General features: G+C 72.5%; 18 protein-coding genes. 13 read left to right on the forward strand and 5 right to left on the reverse strand.

Annotated elements, in window-relative coordinates; translation table 11 throughout:
* Positions 1–27 precede the first annotated feature (27 nt).
* From AMYTH_RS0106990 to AMYTH_RS0107015, 6 genes are all read left to right on the forward strand, one after another.
* Positions 28–1,629 (forward strand): ABC transporter substrate-binding protein, encoded by a 1,602-nt coding sequence (locus AMYTH_RS0106990; RefSeq protein ID WP_027929693.1) that lies wholly within the window; start codon positions 28–30, stop codon positions 1,627–1,629.
* Positions 1,602–2,630: an ABC transporter permease gene (locus AMYTH_RS0106995; RefSeq protein ID WP_027929694.1), complete on the forward strand. Its 1,029-nt coding sequence runs from the start codon at positions 1,602–1,604 to the stop codon at positions 2,628–2,630. Before AMYTH_RS0106990 ends, AMYTH_RS0106995 begins: the two co-directional genes overlap by 28 nt.
* On the forward strand, positions 2,617–3,483 hold the full coding sequence (locus tag AMYTH_RS0107000) for an ABC transporter permease (RefSeq protein ID WP_027929695.1): 867 nt from the start codon (positions 2,617–2,619) through the stop codon (positions 3,481–3,483). Before AMYTH_RS0106995 ends, AMYTH_RS0107000 begins: the two co-directional genes overlap by 14 nt.
* The gene (locus AMYTH_RS0107005) at positions 3,480–4,493 is read left to right on the forward strand and encodes an ABC transporter ATP-binding protein (RefSeq protein ID WP_027929696.1); all 1,014 of its coding nucleotides are present in this window, start codon (positions 3,480–3,482) and stop codon (positions 4,491–4,493) included. Before AMYTH_RS0107000 ends, AMYTH_RS0107005 begins: the two co-directional genes overlap by 4 nt.
* A 61-nt stretch (positions 4,494–4,554) precedes the next feature.
* On the forward strand, positions 4,555–5,547 hold the full coding sequence (locus tag AMYTH_RS0107010; RefSeq protein ID WP_027929697.1) for an ABC transporter ATP-binding protein: 993 nt from the start codon (positions 4,555–4,557) through the stop codon (positions 5,545–5,547).
* On the forward strand, positions 5,547–6,476 hold the full coding sequence (locus AMYTH_RS0107015; RefSeq protein ID WP_027929698.1) for an SDR family NAD(P)-dependent oxidoreductase: 930 nt from the start codon (positions 5,547–5,549) through the stop codon (positions 6,474–6,476). Before AMYTH_RS0107010 ends, AMYTH_RS0107015 begins: the two co-directional genes overlap by 1 nt.
* 9 nt (positions 6,477–6,485) lie before the next feature.
* Here AMYTH_RS0107015 and AMYTH_RS50195 read toward each other — a convergent pair whose 3' ends face one another.
* Positions 6,486–6,815: an NUDIX domain-containing protein gene (locus tag AMYTH_RS50195; RefSeq protein ID WP_051362583.1), complete on the reverse strand. Its 330-nt coding sequence runs from the start codon at positions 6,813–6,815 to the stop codon at positions 6,486–6,488.
* 44 nt (positions 6,816–6,859) lie between these two features.
* Here AMYTH_RS50195 and AMYTH_RS0107025 point away from each other — a divergent pair, with 44 nt between their 5' ends.
* Positions 6,860–7,267, forward strand: a complete 408-nt coding sequence (locus AMYTH_RS0107025) for a VOC family protein (protein WP_037322367.1) — start codon at positions 6,860–6,862, stop codon at positions 7,265–7,267.
* A gap of 30 nt (positions 7,268–7,297) precedes the next feature.
* On the opposite strand, the gene AMYTH_RS0107030 is transcribed toward AMYTH_RS0107025, so the two are convergent.
* Entirely contained in the window at positions 7,298–8,017 is a 720-nt protein-coding gene (locus tag AMYTH_RS0107030; RefSeq protein ID WP_027929700.1) for a haloacid dehalogenase type II, read from the reverse strand.
* Entirely contained in the window at positions 8,014–8,595 is a 582-nt protein-coding gene (locus AMYTH_RS0107035; protein ID WP_027929701.1) for a helix-turn-helix domain-containing protein, read from the reverse strand. The genes AMYTH_RS0107030 and AMYTH_RS0107035 overlap by 4 nt, the downstream gene beginning before the upstream one ends.
* Positions 8,596–8,719: 124 nt before the next feature.
* On the opposite strand from AMYTH_RS0107035, the gene glmS reads away from it, so the two are divergent.
* The 5 genes from glmS to AMYTH_RS0107060 all read left to right on the forward strand — a co-directional run bounded on the left by glmS (position 8,720) and on the right by AMYTH_RS0107060 (position 14,328).
* Positions 8,720–10,531, forward strand: a complete 1,812-nt coding sequence (glmS, locus tag AMYTH_RS0107040; RefSeq protein ID WP_027929702.1) for a glutamine--fructose-6-phosphate transaminase (isomerizing) — start codon at positions 8,720–8,722, stop codon at positions 10,529–10,531.
* A 24-nt stretch (positions 10,532–10,555) separates the two neighbouring features.
* Entirely contained in the window at positions 10,556–11,095 is a 540-nt protein-coding gene (locus tag AMYTH_RS0107045) for a PadR family transcriptional regulator (protein ID WP_027929703.1), read from the forward strand.
* Between the two features lie 2 nt (positions 11,096–11,097).
* Positions 11,098–11,715 (forward strand): GyrI-like domain-containing protein, encoded by a 618-nt coding sequence (locus tag AMYTH_RS0107050; protein WP_027929704.1) that lies wholly within the window; start codon positions 11,098–11,100, stop codon positions 11,713–11,715.
* A gap of 119 nt (positions 11,716–11,834) precedes the next feature.
* Positions 11,835–12,722 carry a universal stress protein gene (locus AMYTH_RS0107055; RefSeq protein WP_027929705.1) on the forward strand — a complete coding sequence of 296 codons (888 nt, stop codon included), beginning with the start codon at positions 11,835–11,837 and terminating at the stop codon, positions 12,720–12,722.
* 79 nt (positions 12,723–12,801) lie between these two features.
* A complete protein-coding gene (locus tag AMYTH_RS0107060) occupies positions 12,802–14,328 on the forward strand; it encodes an aldehyde dehydrogenase family protein (protein WP_051362584.1) in 1,527 nt (508 codons plus the stop codon).
* 79 nt (positions 14,329–14,407) lie between these two features.
* Here AMYTH_RS0107060 and AMYTH_RS0107065 read toward each other — a convergent pair whose 3' ends face one another.
* Entirely contained in the window at positions 14,408–16,063 is a 1,656-nt protein-coding gene (locus AMYTH_RS0107065) for a DUF885 domain-containing protein (RefSeq protein ID WP_027929707.1), read from the reverse strand.
* Between the two features lie 59 nt (positions 16,064–16,122).
* Here AMYTH_RS0107065 and AMYTH_RS0107070 point away from each other — a divergent pair, with 59 nt between their 5' ends.
* Positions 16,123–18,186, forward strand: a complete 2,064-nt coding sequence (locus tag AMYTH_RS0107070) for an NAD(+) synthase (RefSeq protein WP_027929708.1) — start codon at positions 16,123–16,125, stop codon at positions 18,184–18,186.
* 104 nt (positions 18,187–18,290) lie between these two features.
* Here the strand turns inward: AMYTH_RS0107070 and AMYTH_RS0107075 are convergent, their stop codons facing one another.
* Positions 18,291–18,560: a dsRBD fold-containing protein gene (locus tag AMYTH_RS0107075; RefSeq protein ID WP_027929709.1), complete on the reverse strand. Its 270-nt coding sequence runs from the start codon at positions 18,558–18,560 to the stop codon at positions 18,291–18,293.
* Positions 18,561–18,613: the final 53 nt, after the last annotated feature.

The raw sequence follows: 18,613 nt of genomic DNA on the forward strand, positions 1-18,613 counted from the left end.
GGCTCCGCAACGAAGCGGGAGATCGACATGCGCACACCCATCCCACGTTTCCTCGCCGCCTTCGCGGCGCTGCTCCTCCTCGCCGCCTGTGGCGGCGGGGGCCAGGCCGGTCAGGGCGGCGCGGCCGCCGGGCCCCCGCAACGCGGCGGGAGCATCACCGTGCTGGAACTGAACTCCTTCGCCGGGGCCTGGCCCAGCGGACTGGACCCGGCGACCAACACGACCGGCGGCGCGAACCTGTCCCAGATGAACGCGATCTTCGGCGGCCTGTTCGCGCTGACCGCCGACGAGGACGGCGGCAACGCTCGCGTCGTCCCGGAACTGGCCAGCGGCTACGAGCTGGCCGACGGCGACCGCACCATCCGCATCACCATCCGCGACGGCGTGAAGTTCAGCGACGGCACGCCCTTCGACGCCGAGGCGGTCGCCTTCAACTTCCGCCGCAACATCACTTCGACCTGCACCTGCGCCCCGCGCTGGCCGCTGGCCGAGCAGAACGGCATCAGCGTCGAGGGCAATTCCGTCGTGCTGCGGTTCACCCGCCCGTACGGCGCGGTGATCAACTCGATGGTGGTGTCCAACGTGAACTGGATCGCCTCGCCCACCGCGCTGCAGCGGATGGGCCCGGAGCAGTTCAAGATCACCCCGGTCGGCGCGGGCCCGTTCAAGGTGGTGTCCAACCAGCTGTCCTCGGAGCTGAAGCTGACCCGCAACGAGAACTACTTCAAGCCCGGACTGCCCTACCTGGACAACCTGACGTTCAAGTCGGTCGGCGGCGACCAGCCCGCCTACCAGGCGATCCTGGCCGGGCAGGCGCACGCCTACGAGGGCATGAACACCACCCCGCTGATCGAGCAGGCGCAGGCGAACAAGCAGCTGACCGTCACCATCCAGCCGCCCACGTCGCCGTACCTGATCCAGCTCAACACGAAGACCGCGCCGTTCGACAACCAGAAGGCGCGCGAGGCGGTCTACTACGCGACCAATGTGGACGCGATCCGCAAGGGACTGTTCAAGGACTGGTACCCGGCCGCGCAGACCTTCACCGGCCCGGGCGGGCTATTCCACCACGACACCATCGACGGGTACCGCACCTACGACCCGGACAAGGCCCGCGCCCTGGTCGCCGAGCTGGGCGGGCTCACCGTCGACCTCGGCACCCTCAAGAGCTACGTCGCCGAGCAGGTGATGACCGCGCTGCAGAGCCAGTGGGAGGCCGTGGGCATCAAGACCACCATCCACTCCGACCAGCTCAACGCCCTGATCGGCAACTTCAACTCGAACAAGTGGCAGGCCATGCTGCAGACCGCCGGGGCGTGGGACCCCGCGGCCGGGGTCGGCGTCGGGTTCCGCTTCGCCGCCACCTCGTCGTTCAGCGGCGTCAGCGACCCGGCCCTGGACGACCTGCTCAACCAGGCCGCGGCCACCGTCGATCCGGCCACGCGGGAGACGCTGTACCTGCAGGCGGGCAAGCGGATCAGCGACAACGCCTACGCCCCCTACATCCTGGCGTTCGCCCCGGCCAACGTCACCGCGGCCGGCGTGCACGGGCCCGGGCTGACCACGAAGATCCCGCCGGTCCTGGTCAACACCGGGGTGCTGTGGGACCAGGTCTGGACGAGCCGGTGACGGCGATCGGCGCGCCGCGGCGGCTGCCGGGGCCACTGGCCTCACCGGCGCTGCGGCTGGTGGCCCGGCGGCTGCTCACCGCCGTCCCCATCGTGCTCGGCGTCAGCGTCCTCACCTTCGCGGTGCTGAGCCTGATCCCGGGCGACACGGCGCAGCTGCTGCTGGGCCCGGAGGCCACGCCCGAGCAGATCGCCGCGCTCAACCAGCAGATGGGGCTGGACCGGCCCGCGGTGGTGCGCTACCTGGACTGGCTCGGCGGCGCGGTCACCGGCGACCTTGGGAACTCGCTGGTCAGCGGGCAGCCGGTGACCGACGAGCTCGGTTCCCGGCTGGCGGTCAGCGGCGAGCTGGTGGGGCTGGCGTTCGTGCTGTCACTGGGGCTGGCGATCCCGGTCGCCTTGATCGCGGCGCGCCGCCCCAACCGGCTCACCGACCGGGTGAGCATGCTGGTCAGCATCACCGGCCTGTCCCTGGCGAACTACGTGCTCGCGCTGCTGCTCGTGCTGGTGTTCGCGGTGCAGCTGGCGGTGTTCCCCGCCATCGGGTTCGTGCCGCTGGAGCAGGGGCTGGGCGCGAACCTGCACTCGCTGTTCCTGCCCGCGCTGGCGATCGCGTTCCCGCTGTTCTGCTTCTACACCCGGTTCCTGCGCGGCGACCTGGTGGACCAGCTGCACGGCGAGGACTACATCACCACGGCGCGGGCGAAGGGGATCGGGCCGTGGCAGGTGCTGCTGCGGCACGCCTTCCGCAACTCGGCGTTCGGGCTGATCACCGTGGTCGGGCTCAACCTGGGCACGATGATCGGCGCGACCGTGATCATCGAGCAGATCTTCGCCCTGCCCGGCATCGGGCAGATGCTGCTGTCGGCCATCAACAGCCGCGACTTCGTCGTGGTCCAGGCCTGCGTGGTGGTCTTCGCCGTGGTCGCGGTGGCCGCCAACCTGCTGACCGACCTGCTCTACGCCGTACTCGACCCGAGGATCCGCTATGGCGACGGTTGATCTGCCCACGGCGCTGCCCGCGGCGCGCCCGTCACGCGTGCGGGGCTGGCTGCGGCACGTCGAACTGGGCGTCCCGCTGGCCCTGCTGGCGCTGGTGTTCGGCGCGTGCTTCCTCTGGCCACTGGTCGCTTCCGTGCCCGAGCCGATCGGCGGGGACGTGCTGGAGTCGAACCTGCCCGCGTTCTCGCCGGGGCACCTGCTGGGCACCGACCCCAACGGCAACGACGTGTGGTCCCGGCTCCTGCACGGCGGGCAGTCGTCGCTGATCGTCGGTGTCGCGGTCAACGTGCTGGGCCTGCTGGCAGGCGGCACGCTCGGCGCGGTGAGCGCTTACCTGGGCGGCGCGGTGGACGCGGTGATCATGCGCGTGCTGGACGTGCTGATCGCGTTCCCGTCGCTGGTGCTGACCCTGGCGGTGGCGCAGAGCCTCGGGCCGAGCCAGGTGAACACCATCCTGGCGCTGGCGTTCTTCTCGGTGCCGGCGTTCGCGCGGATCTCCCGTGCGGCGACGCTGCGGTTGCGGGAGCAGCCGTTCATGGTCGCCGCGCACCTGTCCGGCACCCGGGTGTGGCGGATGCTGTTCCGGCACCTCGCGCCGAACATCGCGCCGCAGCTGGTGACGTTCTCGATGCTCGGCATGGGCATCGTCATCGTGATCGAAGGCGCGCTGAGCTTCCTCGGCCTCGGCATCCCGCCGCCCGCACCGAGCTGGGGCAACATGATCTCCCAGGGACAGGCGAGCCTGTCGGCGACGCCGATGCTCGTGGTCTGGCCGTCCCTGGCGCTCTTTGTGACCGTCCTGGCATTCAACCTGCTGGGCGAGACGCTACGGGGACGCTGGAGCGGCCGATGAGCATCGACGAACTGACCACGCCGGCGTCCGTGCGGACCGGGACGCTGCTGGAGGTCGAGGACCTGCACGTGACGTTCGCGGCCCGGGGACGCACGGTGCGGGCGGTCAACGGGTTGTCCTACCGGCTGGAGGCGGGCCGGACGCTGGCGATCATCGGCGAGTCCGGGTCGGGCAAGTCGGTCAGCTCGCGGGCGCTGATGGGCCTGCTGCCGCCCACGGCGCGGATCACCGGATCGGCGCGCTACCGCGGCGTCGAGCTGCTCGGCCTGCCGGAGCGGCGGATGCGGCGGCACCGGGGCGCGGACCTGGCGATGGTGTTCCAGGACCCGGCGCGGTCGCTGAACCCGACGATGCGGATCGGCGTGCAGATCACCGAGGCGGTGCGCGCGCACGGCGACCACGACCGGCGCGCGGCGCGGGACCGCGCGATGGACCTGTTGAAACTGGTGCGGTTGCCTGCCCCGGAGCGGCGGTTCCACGAGTACCCGCACCAGCTCTCCGGCGGCATGCGGCAGCGGGTGATGATCGCGATCGCGCTGGCGGCGGACCCGAAGCTGCTGATCGCCGACGAGGCCACCACGGCGCTGGACGTGACCACGCAGGCGCAGATCATGGAGCTGCTGCTGGAACTGCAGGAGCGGCTCGGCACGGCGATCATCCTGATCAGCCACGACCTCGGCCTCGCGGCGACCTACGCACACGACGTGATCGTGATGTACGCGGGTCGGGCGGTGGAGTACGCGGCGGCGCCGGCGCTGTTCTCGCGGGTGCGGATGCCGTACACGAAGGCGTTGCTGGGTGCGATCCCGCGGGTGGAGCGACCGCCGCACGCCGAGCTGCCGGTCACGCCCGGCCAGCCGCCGGACCTGACGAACCTGCCGCCCGGGTGCCCGTTCGCGCCCCGCTGCGACCGCGCCGCGTCCGACTGCGTGGCCGAGGCGCCCCCGCTGACCGAACACGAGCCGGGACACGCGTGGGCGTGCTGGCACCCCTGCGAGGAGGACGCATGACACCGGTGACGGGATGCACGGTGCGCGGGCGCGCCCGGTCCACTCTGGACGGAGCGGACCGATGACCACTGTGGAGGAACCGCTGCTGGTGGCACGCAACCTGGTCCAGGAGTTCACTGTCCGGGGCCGGGGCGGCACGCGGGGCGGGGTGGTGCACGCGTTGTCCGACGTGTCGTTCGACGTCCGCCCGCGTGAGACGCTCGGCGTGGTGGGGGAGACCGGCTCGGGCAAGTCGACCCTGGCCCGCTCGATCCTGCAGGCCCCGCGGCCCAAGGCGGGCTCGGTGCGGTTGCGCGGGGTGGACCTCGCGACCGTGACGGGGCGCCGGCTCGCGGACGCCCGCCGGCACGTGCAGATGGTGTTCCAGGACCCGTTCGGCTCCCTCAACCCGCGGTGGCGCGTCACCGACATCGTCGAGGAGCCGATGGTCGGCTACCGCACCGCGCCCGCCGCCGAGCGGCGCCGCCGGGCGCGGGACCTGCTGGACCTCGTCGGCCTGAACCCGGACACGTTCGGGCGGCGGCGTCCGCACGAGTTGTCCGGCGGGCAGTGCCAGCGGGTCGCGATCGCCCGCGCGCTGGCGCTCGACCCGGCGCTGATCGTGTGCGACGAGGCTGTGTCCTCTTTGGACGTGCTGATCCAGGCGCAGGTGCTGAACCTGTTCGAGCGGCTGCGGTCGGAGCTGGGACTGTCCTACCTGTTCATCTCGCACGACCTGGCGCTGGTCAAGCAGGTCAGCGACCGGGTCGGGGTGATGCACCTCGGGCAGCTGTGCGAGATCGGCCCGGCGGAGGAGATCTACCGCGCGCCGAGGCACCCGTACACGGTCGCGCTGCTGGAGTCCATCCCACACGTGGACGCCGACGCGGCCGCGAACCGCCGTCCGGTCACCATCCGCGGCGAGCCGCCGTCGCCGATCTCACCGCCCAGCGGCTGCCGGTTCCGCACCCGCTGCCCGCGGGCGCGGGACAGGTGCGCGGTGGAAACGCCGCTGCTGCGCGAGCTCGCGCCCGGCCACCAGGCCGCCTGTCACTTCCCGGAGGAGGACGTCTGATGGAGATCTCGCTCGAGGGCAAAGTGGCGCTGGTGACCGGCGCCGGGCCGAACATCGGCAGCGGCATCGCGCTCGCGCTGGCCCGCTACGGCGCCAAGGTGGCCTGCAACGACCTGGACCCGGCGGCGGCGAAGGCCGCGGCCGACCGGATCGAGCGCAACGGCGGCACGGCGATGGCCGTCCCCGGCGACGTGACCGACCCCGAGCAGGTCCGCGAGTACCTCGCGACCGTCGTGGACGTCTGGGGGCACGTCGACATCCTGGTCAACAACGCGGCGCTGCTCGGCGGGCGCGGGGTGCTGGACGAGAGCCCGGCCTTCTTCCAGCGCGCGGTGAACGTGGCCGCGATGGGCAACTTCCTCAACACCCAGCTGGTCGGCAGGCACATGGCGGAGCGGGGGATCCGCGGCTCGATCGTGGCGATCTCGTCGTCCAACGGGTGGTCCGGCAGCGCCGGGGTGATCGCGTACGCCTTCCACAAGGGCGGGGTCAACAACTTCGTCCGGGCGGCGGCGATGGACCTCGCGCCGTACGGGATCCGGGTCAACAGTTTCACCCCGACCGCGCCGACCCCGGACAATCCGGCGCTGATCGCGGAGCAGGGGTCGGGCGGCGTGCTGGACAGGCCGCGCCGGGCCGGGATCGGCGGCGCGGACGGCGACGAGGAGTGGCGCCGCCCGTCGCGGTGGGCGGGGGAGCGGGTGCCGCTGGTGCCGATGGGCACGACCGGCACCCCGACCGACATCGGGCACGCGGTGGCGTGGCTGTGCTCGGACTACGCGCGCCTGATCACCGGCTGCGACCTGGTCGTCGACGGCGGCGCGAGGGCGAAGAACTTCGCCTACCATCCGGCGCCGGCGAGCGAGCTGGCCGGACCGGCGCCGCTGATCCCGCTCGACGTGACGGGCGAACTGGACCGGGAGGCGTGACCGGCCCCGCTATCCTGACCCGATGCGGGTGCGGCACGGGATGCGGGCGGTCATGCTGGACGACGACGACCGGATCCTGTTGTGCCGCATGAGGATCGCCCCGCCGGGCACGGCCGTGTGGATCCCCCGGGCGTCGTCGGCGACCGCGTGGTGGCTGGTCAGCTCCGGCGGCGCGGGCGCTTCCCGACGCCACACGTGCGGCGGCAGGCCGCCGTCGAGCACGAAGCCGGTCTCTTCGAGCAGCTCCTTGCGCAGCGCTTCCAGCGGGAACTCGCCGTCCTCGACGCCGCCGTGAGACCGGTGTGCCCGCGAAGCCGGTGCGAGTCGGTGGAAGCGCAAGATAGGAGAAGCGCGCGGCGGTGAAACGGTCATAGGGTACGGGGATGACGAATCAGATGATCTTCGTGAACCTGCCCGTCGCCGACCTGGACCGGGCCAAGAAGTTCTGGTCCGACCTGGGGTACGAGTTCAACGCGCAGTTCACCGACGAGAACGCGGCCTGCCTGGTGTTCAGCGACACGATCTACGCGATGCTGCTGAGACACGACTTCTTCACGACCTTCACCGACAAGCAGATCATCGACAGCGCCAAGTCCACCGAGGTGCTGCTGGCCCTGTCCGCCGAGAGCCGGGAGGCCGTGGACACCCTGGTGGACAAGGCGGTCGCCGCGGGCGGGCGGGAGACCCGCGACCCGATGGACCAGGGGTTCATGTACCAGCGCGTGTTCGAGGACCCGGACGGTCACAACTGGGAGATCATCTGGATGGACCCGTCCCAGGTCGACGGCTGAGGCCGTATAACGACCTATACGGCGCGGCGTTCAGCAGCCCAGCAGGCCGGCCAGCTCCGGGAAGTCCGCCGCGACGAGATCGGCGGGGAAGTCCCCGGGCCGGTCGGCCTGGCGGTGCGGGCCCTTCTCGGCGGGCCGCTCCAGGAACGCGGTGCGCAGGCCGGCCGACCGTGCCCCCGCCAGGTCCCAGGCGTGCGCGGCGACCATCAGCACCTCGCCGGGCGCTACGTCCAGCAGGCCGGCCGCGGTCCGGTACACCGTCGCGGACGGCTTGTAGTCGCGGGCCAGCTCGGCGGACAGGATGCAGTCGAACGGCAGGGCGGCGTCCTTCACCAGGTGGGTGAGCAGCGCGAACCCGCCGTTCGACAGCGCCGCCACGACGTGCCGGGAGCGCAGCCGCGCCAGGCCCGCCGTGGCGTCCGGCCACGCGGGCAGCCGGTGCCAGGCGCGCACCAGCCGGCGCCGGTCGTCCTCGCCGAGGGACACGCCGTGCTCGTCGAGCAGCGCGTCCAGCGACTCGCGGTGCAGCGTGTCCAGGACGGCCCAGTCCCGCGAGCCGTCCTGCACTCGGCGCATCGAGGGCAGGTACCTGTCCCGCCACGCGGAGGTGAACTCGCCCGCGTCCACGTCGATCCCGGCCGCGGCGAAGACCGGCGCGACCTGGTCGCGCACGCCGCTGTACCAGTCCACCGTGGTGCCGAAGATGTCGCACGCGATCACCCGGATCGCACCGGCGTCGAAGTCGCTCATGACTCACCTTTCGGTCGTGCCCGGACATGCAGCCGTTCGCCCTGCGGTCCGAACAGGCTGAGGATCTCGGTCGGCTCCGGGCCGGGGTTGCCGAACCAGTGCGGGGTGCGGGTGTCGAACTCCGCGGCCTCCCCGGGCGTCAGGATCACGTCGTGGTCACCGAGGACGAGGCGCAGCCGCCCGGAGAGCACGTACATCCATTCGTAGCCCTCGTGCACCTTCTGCTCCGGCTCGCGTGAGGGCTTCCCGGGCGGGTAGATCATCTTGAACGCCTGCAGCCCGCCCGGCCGCCGGGTCAGCGGCACGATCGTCACGCCGAACCGCACGACCGGTTTGGCGTGCACCCGCGGGTCCCCGGTCTCCGGCGCGCCGACCAGCTCGTCGAGGGTGACCTGGTGGACGCGGGCCAGCGGCAGCAGCAGTTCCAGCGTCGGCCGCCGCCCGCCGGACTCCAGCCGCGACAGCGTGCTCACCGAGATCCCGGTCGCCTCGGCCAGCTGCGCCAGCGTGACGCGCCGCTGCTTGCGCAGCGCCCGCAGCCGCGGCCCGACCGCGCCGAACAAGTCCCCGTCGCTCATGCCGCCATCCTGCCGCAGCGGAAAACGGACCCGGGCACGACGCGCCCGCCGCGGGAACTCCGGTAACGACGGTCGCCGGACGGGCGACTTCGACAGCATCCCGCCGCGGAAGGGAAGGCGCGCCATGTGCGGAATCGTGGGGTACCTGGGCCGTCGGCCCGCGTTGCCGATCCTGCTGGAAGGCCTGCGGCGGCTGGAGTACCGCGGCTACGACTCGGCAGGCGTCGCGCTCGCCAGGGACGGCAGGCTGCTGGTGCGCAAGGCCGCCGTGCGCGTCGCGGAGCTGACCCGGCTCACCGCGAACCTGGCGGGCAGCACCACCGGAATCGCGCACACCCGCTGGGCCACGCACGGCCCCGCGACCGCCACCAACGCCCATCCGCACACCGACGCCGGACGGCGGATCGCGGTGGTGCACAACGGCATCATCGAGAACGCCACCGCGTTGCGCACCGCGCTGAGCGCGTCCGGCGTGCGGCTGGTCTCCGACACCGACAGCGAGGTCCTCGCCCACCTGATCGCCGCCGCGGCGGAACGCGGCGGCACGCTCACCGAGGCGGTGCGCGCGGCGCTGGCCGACGTCGAGGGCACCTACGGGCTCCTCGTGCTCGACGCCGAGCGCCCGGACGTGCTGGTCGCCGCCCGGCACGGCAGCCCGCTCGTGCTGGGGCTCGGCGACCACGAGATGTTCGTGGCCTCCGACCTGGCCGCGCTGGTCCGGCACACCCAGCAGGTCGTCTACCTGGAGGACGGCGAGCTGGCCACGATCCGCGCGGACGGCTTCGAGACCAGCGGCGGCGCCGACCGGCAGCCCACGGTCGTGGAGGAGGTGCCGGGGGACTACGAGCTGGGCGGGTACCCGGACTACATGGCGAAGGAGATCGCCGAGCAGCCCGAGGCCGCGCAGCGGGTGCTGCGCGGGCGGCTCGACGAGCGGCTGGGCACCGCGCGCCTGGACGGTCTCCGGTTCACCGCCCGCGAGCTGCGCGGCATCCGGCGGGTCAAGTTCCTCGGCTGCGGATCGGCCTACTACGCCGGGCAGGTCGGCGCCGGGTTGGTCGAGGAGCTGGCGCGGGTGCCCGCCGACGCGGAACCGGCCGCCGAGTTCCGCTACCGCAACCCGGTGGTGGACCCGGACTGCCTCTACATCGCGGTGAGCCAGTCCGGCGAGACCGCCGACACCCTCGCCACGGTGGAGGAGCTGCAGCGCAAGGGCGGCCGGGTGGTCGGTGCGGTCAACGTCGTGGGCTCGGCGATCGCGCGCGAGTGCGACAGCGGCGTGTTCCTGCACGCCGGCCCGGAGATCTCGGTGGCGTCGACGAAGGCGTTCACGAACATGGCGGTGGCGTTCGCGCTGCTCGCCCTCACGCTCGGCCGGGTCCGCGACCTGTCGCTGGCCGAGGGCAGGCGGATCGCGGGCGCGCTGGCGGAGCTGCCGGAGCGGATCGGGCAGGTGCTCGCGGAGTCCGACCGGATCGCGTCGCTGGCAGGCCGGTTCGCCGACGCCGAGCACGTGTTCTTCCTGGGCCGGGTGCGTGGCTGGCCGGTGGCGCGCGAGGGCGCGCAGAAGCTGAAGGAGATCTCGTACGTGCACGCGGAGGCCTACCAGGCCTCGGAGCTCAAGCACGGTCCGCTGGCGCTGGTGGACCCCGCGATGCCGAGCGTGGTGCTGATCCCGGACGACGAGCTGGCCGCGAAGAACCTCGGCACGATCGAGCAGGTGAAGGCGCGCGGCGGGCCGGTCGTCGCGGTCACCACGACCGGACTGGCGGTGCCGGGCGCCGACGAGGTGGTCCGGATCCCGTCCGTGGGCCCGGAGCTGGACCCGGTCCTGCTGACCATTCCGCTCCAGCTGCTGGCCTACCACACCGCGCGCAAGCTCGGCCGGGACATCGACAAGCCGCGCAACCTCGCCAAGAGCGTCACCGTGGAGTAGTTGTTCTAGTGCTAGAGTAAGTGCGTGCCCGAACTGACCCCCGCCGAGCTGACGCTGCTCGGCCTGCTCGTCGAGCGGCCCCGGCACGGCTACGAGCTGGACGAGGTCATCACCGCCCGCGGCATGCGGGAGTGGACCGAGATCGGGTTCAGCTCGATCTACTACCTGCTGGGGCGTCTGCGTGACCGCGGGCTGATCACCGAGGTCGCGAGTGCGGGCACCGGACGGGCCAAGGCGCGCAAGGTGTTCGGGCCGACGCCGGAGGGCCGCCGGGTGTGCGCGGCCGAGGCGGAGGCGGCCGTCGCCGAGCTGCGGCCGGTGTTCCCGCCGGTCCTGGTCGGCCTGGCCAGCCAGCCGCTCATCCCGCCGGACCGCCTGCGGGCGGCGCTCGCCGCGCGCGCCGCCGCGCTGGACGAACGCCTCGGCGCCCTCCGTCGCGCCGCCGACGCCCAGCCCGACGTGCCCGGTTTCGTCCGCGCGATCTTCGACTTCTCGCTCCACCAGCTCGCCGCCGAGCAGCGGTGGCTGACCGAGTACCGCGCCACACTGGAAGGGGACTCCTGACGATGCCCGGCTACGACCCGAAACGGGAGCTCAAGGCGCTGTACGCGCCGAAGAACACCGACTGGGCGTTCGTGGACGTGCCCGAGCAGCGGTTCATCGCCGTCGACGGCAGCGGCAACCCGAACACCTCGCAGGAGTACGCGCGGGCGGTCCAGGCGCTCTACGCGGTGGCCTACACGATCAAGTTCGCCGTCCGCCGCGCCGGTGGGGACGACTTCGTGGTGGGGCCGTTGGAAGGGCTGTGGTGGGCCGAGGACTACGGCGTCTTCACCCGGCGCGAGAAGGACGCCTGGCACTGGACGATGCTGATCAGCCAGCCGCCGTGGGTGGACGAGGAGCTGGTCGGCCAGTCGCGGCAGGCCGCGCTCGCCAAGAAGCGGCTGCCCGCGATCGGCGGAGTTCGCTTCCACACGCTGCACGAGGGGCGCTGCGCCCAGCTGCTGCACATCGGGCCCTACGACGACGAGGGCCCGGCGCTGGCGCGGCTCGGCGACCACCTCGCCGCGCACGGGCTGCGGCACTCCGGTCTGCACCACGAGATCTACCTCGGCGACCCGCGCCGGGCCGCGCCGGAGAAGCTGCGGACGGTCCTGCGCCAGCCCGTCGCGCCCAGCACCTGAGGGACTTTCGCGGGGTCTTCGGCCTCGCCGACCGGGGACCAAGTGCTCTTCGCCCGGTGACCGCGGCCAGGGAGGCTTGGGGGTGCGGCGATCGGCCCGCCCGGGACGAGGAGAAGACCATGGATTTCGCAGGCGCCGGCAACAGCGTGGTGGTGGGCGTGGACGGCTCGCCCGGTTCGCAGCGGGCCGTCGGGTGGGGCGCGCGGGAGGCGTCCCGGATGGCCCTGCCCCTGATCCTGGTGCACGGCTTCGGCATCCCGGACGCCTTCGCCGGCGAGGCCGTCCCGCCGGGGGACTGGCTGTCCGCGCACGAGCTGCACGCGGAGCGGCTGCTGGCCGGCGCGCGACGGCAGGCCTGGCGGATCGACCCGGACCTGCCGGTGACGGTCGAGGCGAGCCTGGACGGCCCGATCCCGTTGCTGGTCAAGAAATCCGACACCGCGCGGATGCTGGTGCTGGGATCGGCCGGGCGGAGCGCGCTGCGCGACCTGCTGATCGGGTCGACCGCGCTGGCGCTGGCCGTGCACGGGCACTCGCCGATCACCGTGGTCCGCGGCGGCGAACCCGCGTCCGACGCGCCGGTGGTCGTCGGCGTCGACGGGTACGCGCCGGCCGAGCCGTGGATCGGGCTGGCCTTCGAGGAGGCCGCCGCGCGGAACGTGGAACTGGTGGCCGTGCACGTGTGGAACGACTTCGACCTGGCCGAGGCGTTCGGGTTCGTGCGCGACCCCTTCGGCACGGCGCCCCGCGAGGACGCCGAGCGCGAGGTGCTGGACCGGTCGCTCGCGCCGTGGCGGGTCAAGTACCCGGAGGTGTCCGTGCGGGCCGTGGCCGAGCGCGACCAGCCCCGCACGCGGCTGCTGGACTGGAGCGCGCGGGCACAGCTGCTCGTGGCAGGCAGCCGGGGCCGCGGGGGATTCCGCGGCATGTTGCTCGGTTCCACGGCGCAGGCGCTGATCCACCACTCCGAATGTCCCGTGCTCGTCGCCCGTTCGCCACTGGATTAGGGACCTTCGCCCCTTACACCCGGCGTCGCGCACCGCGTTCGCTGGGTGGGACCGTCGTGCACGGTGAGGAGTTTCGGAAATGAGATACGCGCCTCCCGGGTTGCCTGGCAGTTCCGTTCCGGTGCTGCCGCGCTATGACAATTTCATCGGGGGGAAATGGCTGGCTCCGACCGAGGGCCGGTACCGGCCGGTGATCAGCCCGGCGACCGCGCGCACGATCTGCGAAACCGCCGACTCCAGCGCCGCCGACCTGGAGCTGGCGCTCGACGCCGCGCACGTCGCGCGCGACGCCTGGGGCGAGTGCACGCACCTGCGCCGGGCCGAGATACTCACCGCCGCGGCGGACGCGATCGAGGACAACGCCGAGATGCTGGCGGTATGTGAAAGCTGGGAGACCGGGCGCCCGATTCGTGAGGCCCTGGGTGTCGACATTCCGCTCGCCGCCGACCATTTCCGCTATTTCGCCGAGGTCGTGCGAGGTGACGAGGCGATCGTCTCCGGAATCGACGACGACGTGCTGGCGTATCAGTTCCGGGAACCGCTCGGCGTGGTCGCCCAGTTCCTTCCCGTGCATTTCCCGGTGCTCGTCGCGGCGTGGAACCTGGCGCCCGCGCTGGCCGCGGGCAACTGCTCGGTGGTCAAGCCGGCGTCGGACGCGTCGTGGTCGGTGCTGAAGCTGGCCGAGGTGATCGGCGAGGTGATCCCGCCGGGCGTGTTCAACATCGTCACCGGCCGGGGCGAAGGCGTCGGCCGCGACCTGGCGAGCAGCCGCCGGATCGCGAAGGTCGTCTTCAGCGGCGAAACCGCCACCGGGCGGCGGATCCTGTCCTGCGCGGCGCCGAACCTGGTGCCGGTGTGGCTGGACGTGGGAGCCCGCTCGCCCAACGTGTTCTTCGCCGACGTGCCGGCCGACGAGGACGGTTTCCTCGACCGCGCGGTGGACGCGATGGTGCGGTCCGCCTCCGACGAGGGACTGGTGTGCACGTGCCCGTCACGGGCGCTGGTCCAGGAACCGGTGTACGACGAGTTCGTCGGGCGGGCCCTGGAACGGATCGCCGAGCTGGTGGTCGACGACCCGCTGGACACCGCCACCCGCGTCGGCCCGCGGGGCGGCCCCGAGCAGCTCGCCCGGCTGGAGTCCTGTGTGGACACCGGGCGGAGCGAGGGCGCGACCGTCCTGATCGGCGGGCACCGGGTGACCGTGGGCGACGAGTTCACCGACGGCTACTTCTACGCGCCGACCGTGCTGCAGGGCCACAACCGGATGCGCGTGTTCCGGGAGGACCTGTTCGGACCGGTGCTGGCGGTCACCTCGTTCACCGACGAGGAACAGGCGATCGCGATCGCCAACGACTCGCGCAACGGCCCCGGCGCCGGGGTGTGGACCCGCGACGGCGACCGCGCCTACCGCGTCGGGCGCGCGGTGAAGGCCAGCCGGGTCTGGACCAACTGCTACCACCGGTACTCGGCGGCCGCGACCTACGCCTGCACCCCGGCGACCGGGGTGGGCCGGGAGACCCACCGGCTGGTGCTGGACCAGTACAGCCAGATGAAGAGCCTCGTGGTCAGCCACGGCCGCCGGTACTCGGGACCGCTCGCCGGCTGACCCGTTCTGCGGGGCGTGCCCTGTTCGCGGGTGGAGGCAGTGGCGGGCGGGTTGCCGGTGTTCGGGTGAGCGCCGCCCGTCAGAGCGCGGCCAGCTCCGGCTCCAGGTCGTCCAGGCCGAGCGTGCCCACCGACAGCGCCGCCATGTGCCAGGTCTTCAGCTCGAACCGCGGGTTGCGGGCCCTGGCCGCCGCGCGGCCGGCCAGCCAGGCGCGCTCGCCGAGCTTGTAGCTGATCGCCTGGCCCGGCACGCCCAGGTACCGCACGATCTCGCTGTCCAGGAAGGCGGATTCGCGCGTGGTGTGGGCGCCGAAGAACGCGCGGCCGGTCTCGGCGGTCCAGCGCAGGCCGGGGCCGAGCCCCGCTTCCTCCGGCACCGGCAGCCCCAGGTGCATGCCGATGTCGACGATCACGCGGATGATCCGCATCATCTGCGAGTCGAGGTAGCCGAGGCGGGCCGCCGGGTCGTCGAGATAGCCCAGCTCGTCCATCAGGCGCTCGGCGTAGAGCGCCCAGCCCTCGGTGGTGGCGCTGACCGAACCGGCGCTGGTCTGGAACAGCGACAGCCGGCCGGACAACGTGGTCCAGTGCCCGAACTGCAGGTGGTGGCCCGGCACGGATTCGTGGTACCACGTGCTGATCAGCGTCCACAGTGGAAAGCGGGTCTGCCCGAGCGTGGGCAGCCAGGTGCGGCCGGGCCGGGAGAAGTCCCGCGCGGGCCGCGTGTAGTACGGCGCGGCCGCGCTGCCGGGCGGGGCGAGCCGGGTTTCCAGCACCCGCACCGGCGGCGCCAGGTCGAAGTGCCTGCCGTCCAGGTCGTCCATCGCGCGGGCGGTGAGGTCGGCCAGCCAGCGGCGGACCTCCTCCGCACCCTCGACGACCGGGCCCTCCCGGTCCAGGTACGCCATCGCCTCCAGCACCGGCGCGCCGGGCAGCACACGGCCGGCTTCCGCGCGCATCTGCGCGGCCAGGGCGCGGTACTCCGCCCAGGCCCACTCGGTGGTCGCGGCGAGGTCGAGGTGCGCGCCGGTCCAGTGGCGGGCGTGCAGCAGGTAGCGCTCCTCGCCGACGCCGTCGGGCGTCCCCTCGGCGCGCGGCAGGTACTCCACGGCCAGGAAGCCACGCAACCCGGTCAGCGCGTCCTGCGCGGCGGCGCACGCCCGGTCCAGGTCGGCGCGCAACGCGGGCGGCACGCCGGCTCCGGCGGTGAACCCGGCGAACCAGCCGTCCCACGCGTCCAGCTGGGCGATCGCCGTCCGCACCTGCCGCGGCGCGGCGAACAGGCCGCGCCGCACGCCCTCGCGCAGCGACTCGGCGTACCCGGCCAGCGCGTCCGGCACGCGCTCGACGCGGCGGGCGATCACCGCCCAGTCCTCGGCGGAGTCCGTGGGCATCATCAGGAAGGTGTTCCGCAGGCCCTGCAGCGGGCCGAGGATGTTGCGGATCATGCGCAGGTGCTCGCCCGCCGCGCTGACGGCCAGCCCGGTCTCCAGCCGCTCCCGCAGCAGCCGCGCACAGCGGCGCTCGTCGTCGCCGTCGGGCTCCAGGCCGCGCAGCCGGGCCAGCGTCGCGGCCGCCAGCTCGTCCCGTTCCCGCTGCCCGGCGGGGGAGAGGTCGGTGAGCCGGTCCTCCCTGGGCGCGACGCCGAGCATGGTGCCCAGCTGGGGGTCGGCGGCACACGCCTGCGCGACGTGGGAGTCCGCGAGATCACGCACGGCGGTGGTGGGGTCGGGCACGGTCGGAGTCTAGATCTAGGCTCGACGGTGCACGGCACGCACGCGGAAACGGGGACAGTGTGACATCAGCGCAGGCCCACGACTTCACCTCGCTCTACCGGCACGGGTTCGTGCGGGTGGCCTCCGCGGTCCCGGAGGTCCGGGTCGCGGATCCGGAGTTCAACTGCGACGCCACGCTGGCGCTGGCCCGCCGCGCGGCCGCGGACGGGGTCGCGATCACGGTGTTCCCCGAGCTGGGCTTCTCCTCCTACACCGCCGACGACCTGTTCCACCAGAACGCGCTGCAGGCCGCGGTGGACGACGCCGTGGCGCGGTTCGTGCAGGAGTCGGCGGACCTGCCGGGCGTGTTCGCGATCGGCGCGCCGCAGCGGTTCGAAGGGCGGCTGTTCAACTGCGGCATCGTGGTGCACCGCGGCCAGGTCCTGGGCGTGGTGCCCAAGAGCTACCTGCCGGGCTACCGCGAGTTCTACGAGAAGCGCCAGTTCGTGGCGGCCAGGGACGCGGTGTCCGAGCGGGTGCTCGTGGCGGGGCAGGACGCGCCGTTCGGCAGCGACCTGCTGTTCGCCGCGCCGAACGTGCCGGGCCTGGTGTTCCACGTCGAGATCTGCGAGGACGGCTGGGTGCCGGTGACGCCGAGCGGGTTCGGCGCGCTGGCCGGCGCCACGGTGCTGCTCAACCTCTCGGCCAGCAACATCGTGATCGGCAAGGCCGGCTACCGGCGCAACCTGTGCACCAACCACTCGGCCCGCTACATCGCCGCGTACCTGTACTCGGCGGCCGGGCCGGGGGAGTCCACGACGGACCTGGCGTGGGACGGGCAGGCGGTGATCGCGGAGAACGGGTCGCTGCTGGCCGAGGGCGAGCGGTTCGAGTCGAACCAGCTGGTGACCGCCGACGTCGACCTGGAGCGGCTGGCCGCCGACCGGCTGCGCATGACCAGCTTCAACGACAACGCGCACGACCACCGGGAGCGGCTCAAGCGGTTCCGCCGCGTGGACTTCGAGCTGGAGCTGCCGCCGGTGCCGGTGCGGCTGCGCCGGGAGATCCAGCGGTTCCCGTACGTCCCGGCGAACACCGCGGACCGCAACGAGCGCTGCCGCGAGGTGCACCACATCCAGGTGCAGGGCCTGACGCAGCGGCTCGCGGCGACCGGGATCGAGAAGGTCGTGATCGGCGTGTCCGGCGGGCTCGACTCGACGCAGGCGCTGATCATCGCCGCGCAGAGCATGGACAAGCTCGGGCTGCCGCGGGAGAACGTGCTGGCCTACACGATGCCCGGGTTCGCCACCACCAACCACACGCTGACCAACGCGCACAAGCTGATGAAGGCGCTGGGCACGTCGGCGCACGAGATCGACATCCGGCCCTCGGCCCGGCAGATGCTGGCCGACCTGGGGCACCCGGCCGCCGACGGCTCGCCGGTGTACGACGTGACGTTCGAGAACGTGCAGGCGGGGGAGCGGACCTCGCACCTGTTCCGGCTGGCCAACCACCACGGCGCGCTCGTGGTCGGCACCGGTGACCTGAGCGAGCAGGCCCTGGGCTGGGCGACCTACGGGGTGGGCGACCAGATGTCGCACTACAACGTCAATGCCTCGGTGCCCAAGACGCTGATCCGGTACCTGATCGCGTGGGAGGTGGCGACCGAGCAGCTGGGCGAGGGTGCCGACGAGGTGCTGCGGTCGATCCTGGCCACCGAGATCTCGCCGGAGCTGGTGCCCGGCGACGGACCGGACTCGGGGCCGTCGCAGAGTTCCGAGGCGAAGGTCGGGCCGTACGAGCTGCAGGACTTCCACCTGTACTACCTGCTGCGGTTCGGCTACCGGCCCAGTCGCATCGCGTACCTGGCGCAGCACGCGTGGGGTGACGTGCAGGCGGGCCGGTGGCCGGATCTGGTGCCGGAGTCGGAGCGCAACAGCTACGACCTGCCGACGATCAAGAAGTGGCTGCGCGAGTTCCTGTGGCGGTTCATCCAGACCAGCCAGTTCAAGCGCTCCGCGATGCCCAACGCGCCCAAGGTCGGTTCCGGTGGTTCGCTGTCCCCGCGCGGCGACTGGCGCGCCCCGAGCGACGCGAGCGCGCGCGCCTGGCTCGACGAGCTGGAGGCCAACGTCCCCGGCTGAAGCGTGTTTCGGAAGTGGCTCGCGTGGCGGTGCGGGTAGCGGAACCTGAGGCGGTGCAAGTTCCTTGCCCACCGCAAGCGGCTCCGCCGCTGATAACGCAGAACCTAGTTGACGCGCGGCCCGGGGAAGGTGAACTGGGTGTCGATGTCGGAGGCGACCGCCTCGAGCAGTTCCTCGGTGAGGTCGCTCAGTGCCCGCGCGAGGGCCAGCTCGGCCGCGATGCCGGGCAGGTGCAGACCGCGGGGGCCGTTCTCGACGAGGCCGATGCCGGTGAAGCGGGTGCCGTCGGTGCCGCCGAGCCGGACTTCCGCGCGCGTCACACCCCCGATCTCGTCCAGTCCGATGTCCATCTTCCACTGGCCGGGTTGCCGCATGAACGCTCCTAGTTCGACTGGCCCCACTGTCCTCGTCGTCGTGGTCGCCGCCC

This window comes from Amycolatopsis thermoflava N1165 (assembly GCF_000473265.1).
Lineage (GTDB): Bacteria > Actinomycetota > Actinomycetes > Mycobacteriales > Pseudonocardiaceae > Amycolatopsis_E > Amycolatopsis_E thermoflava.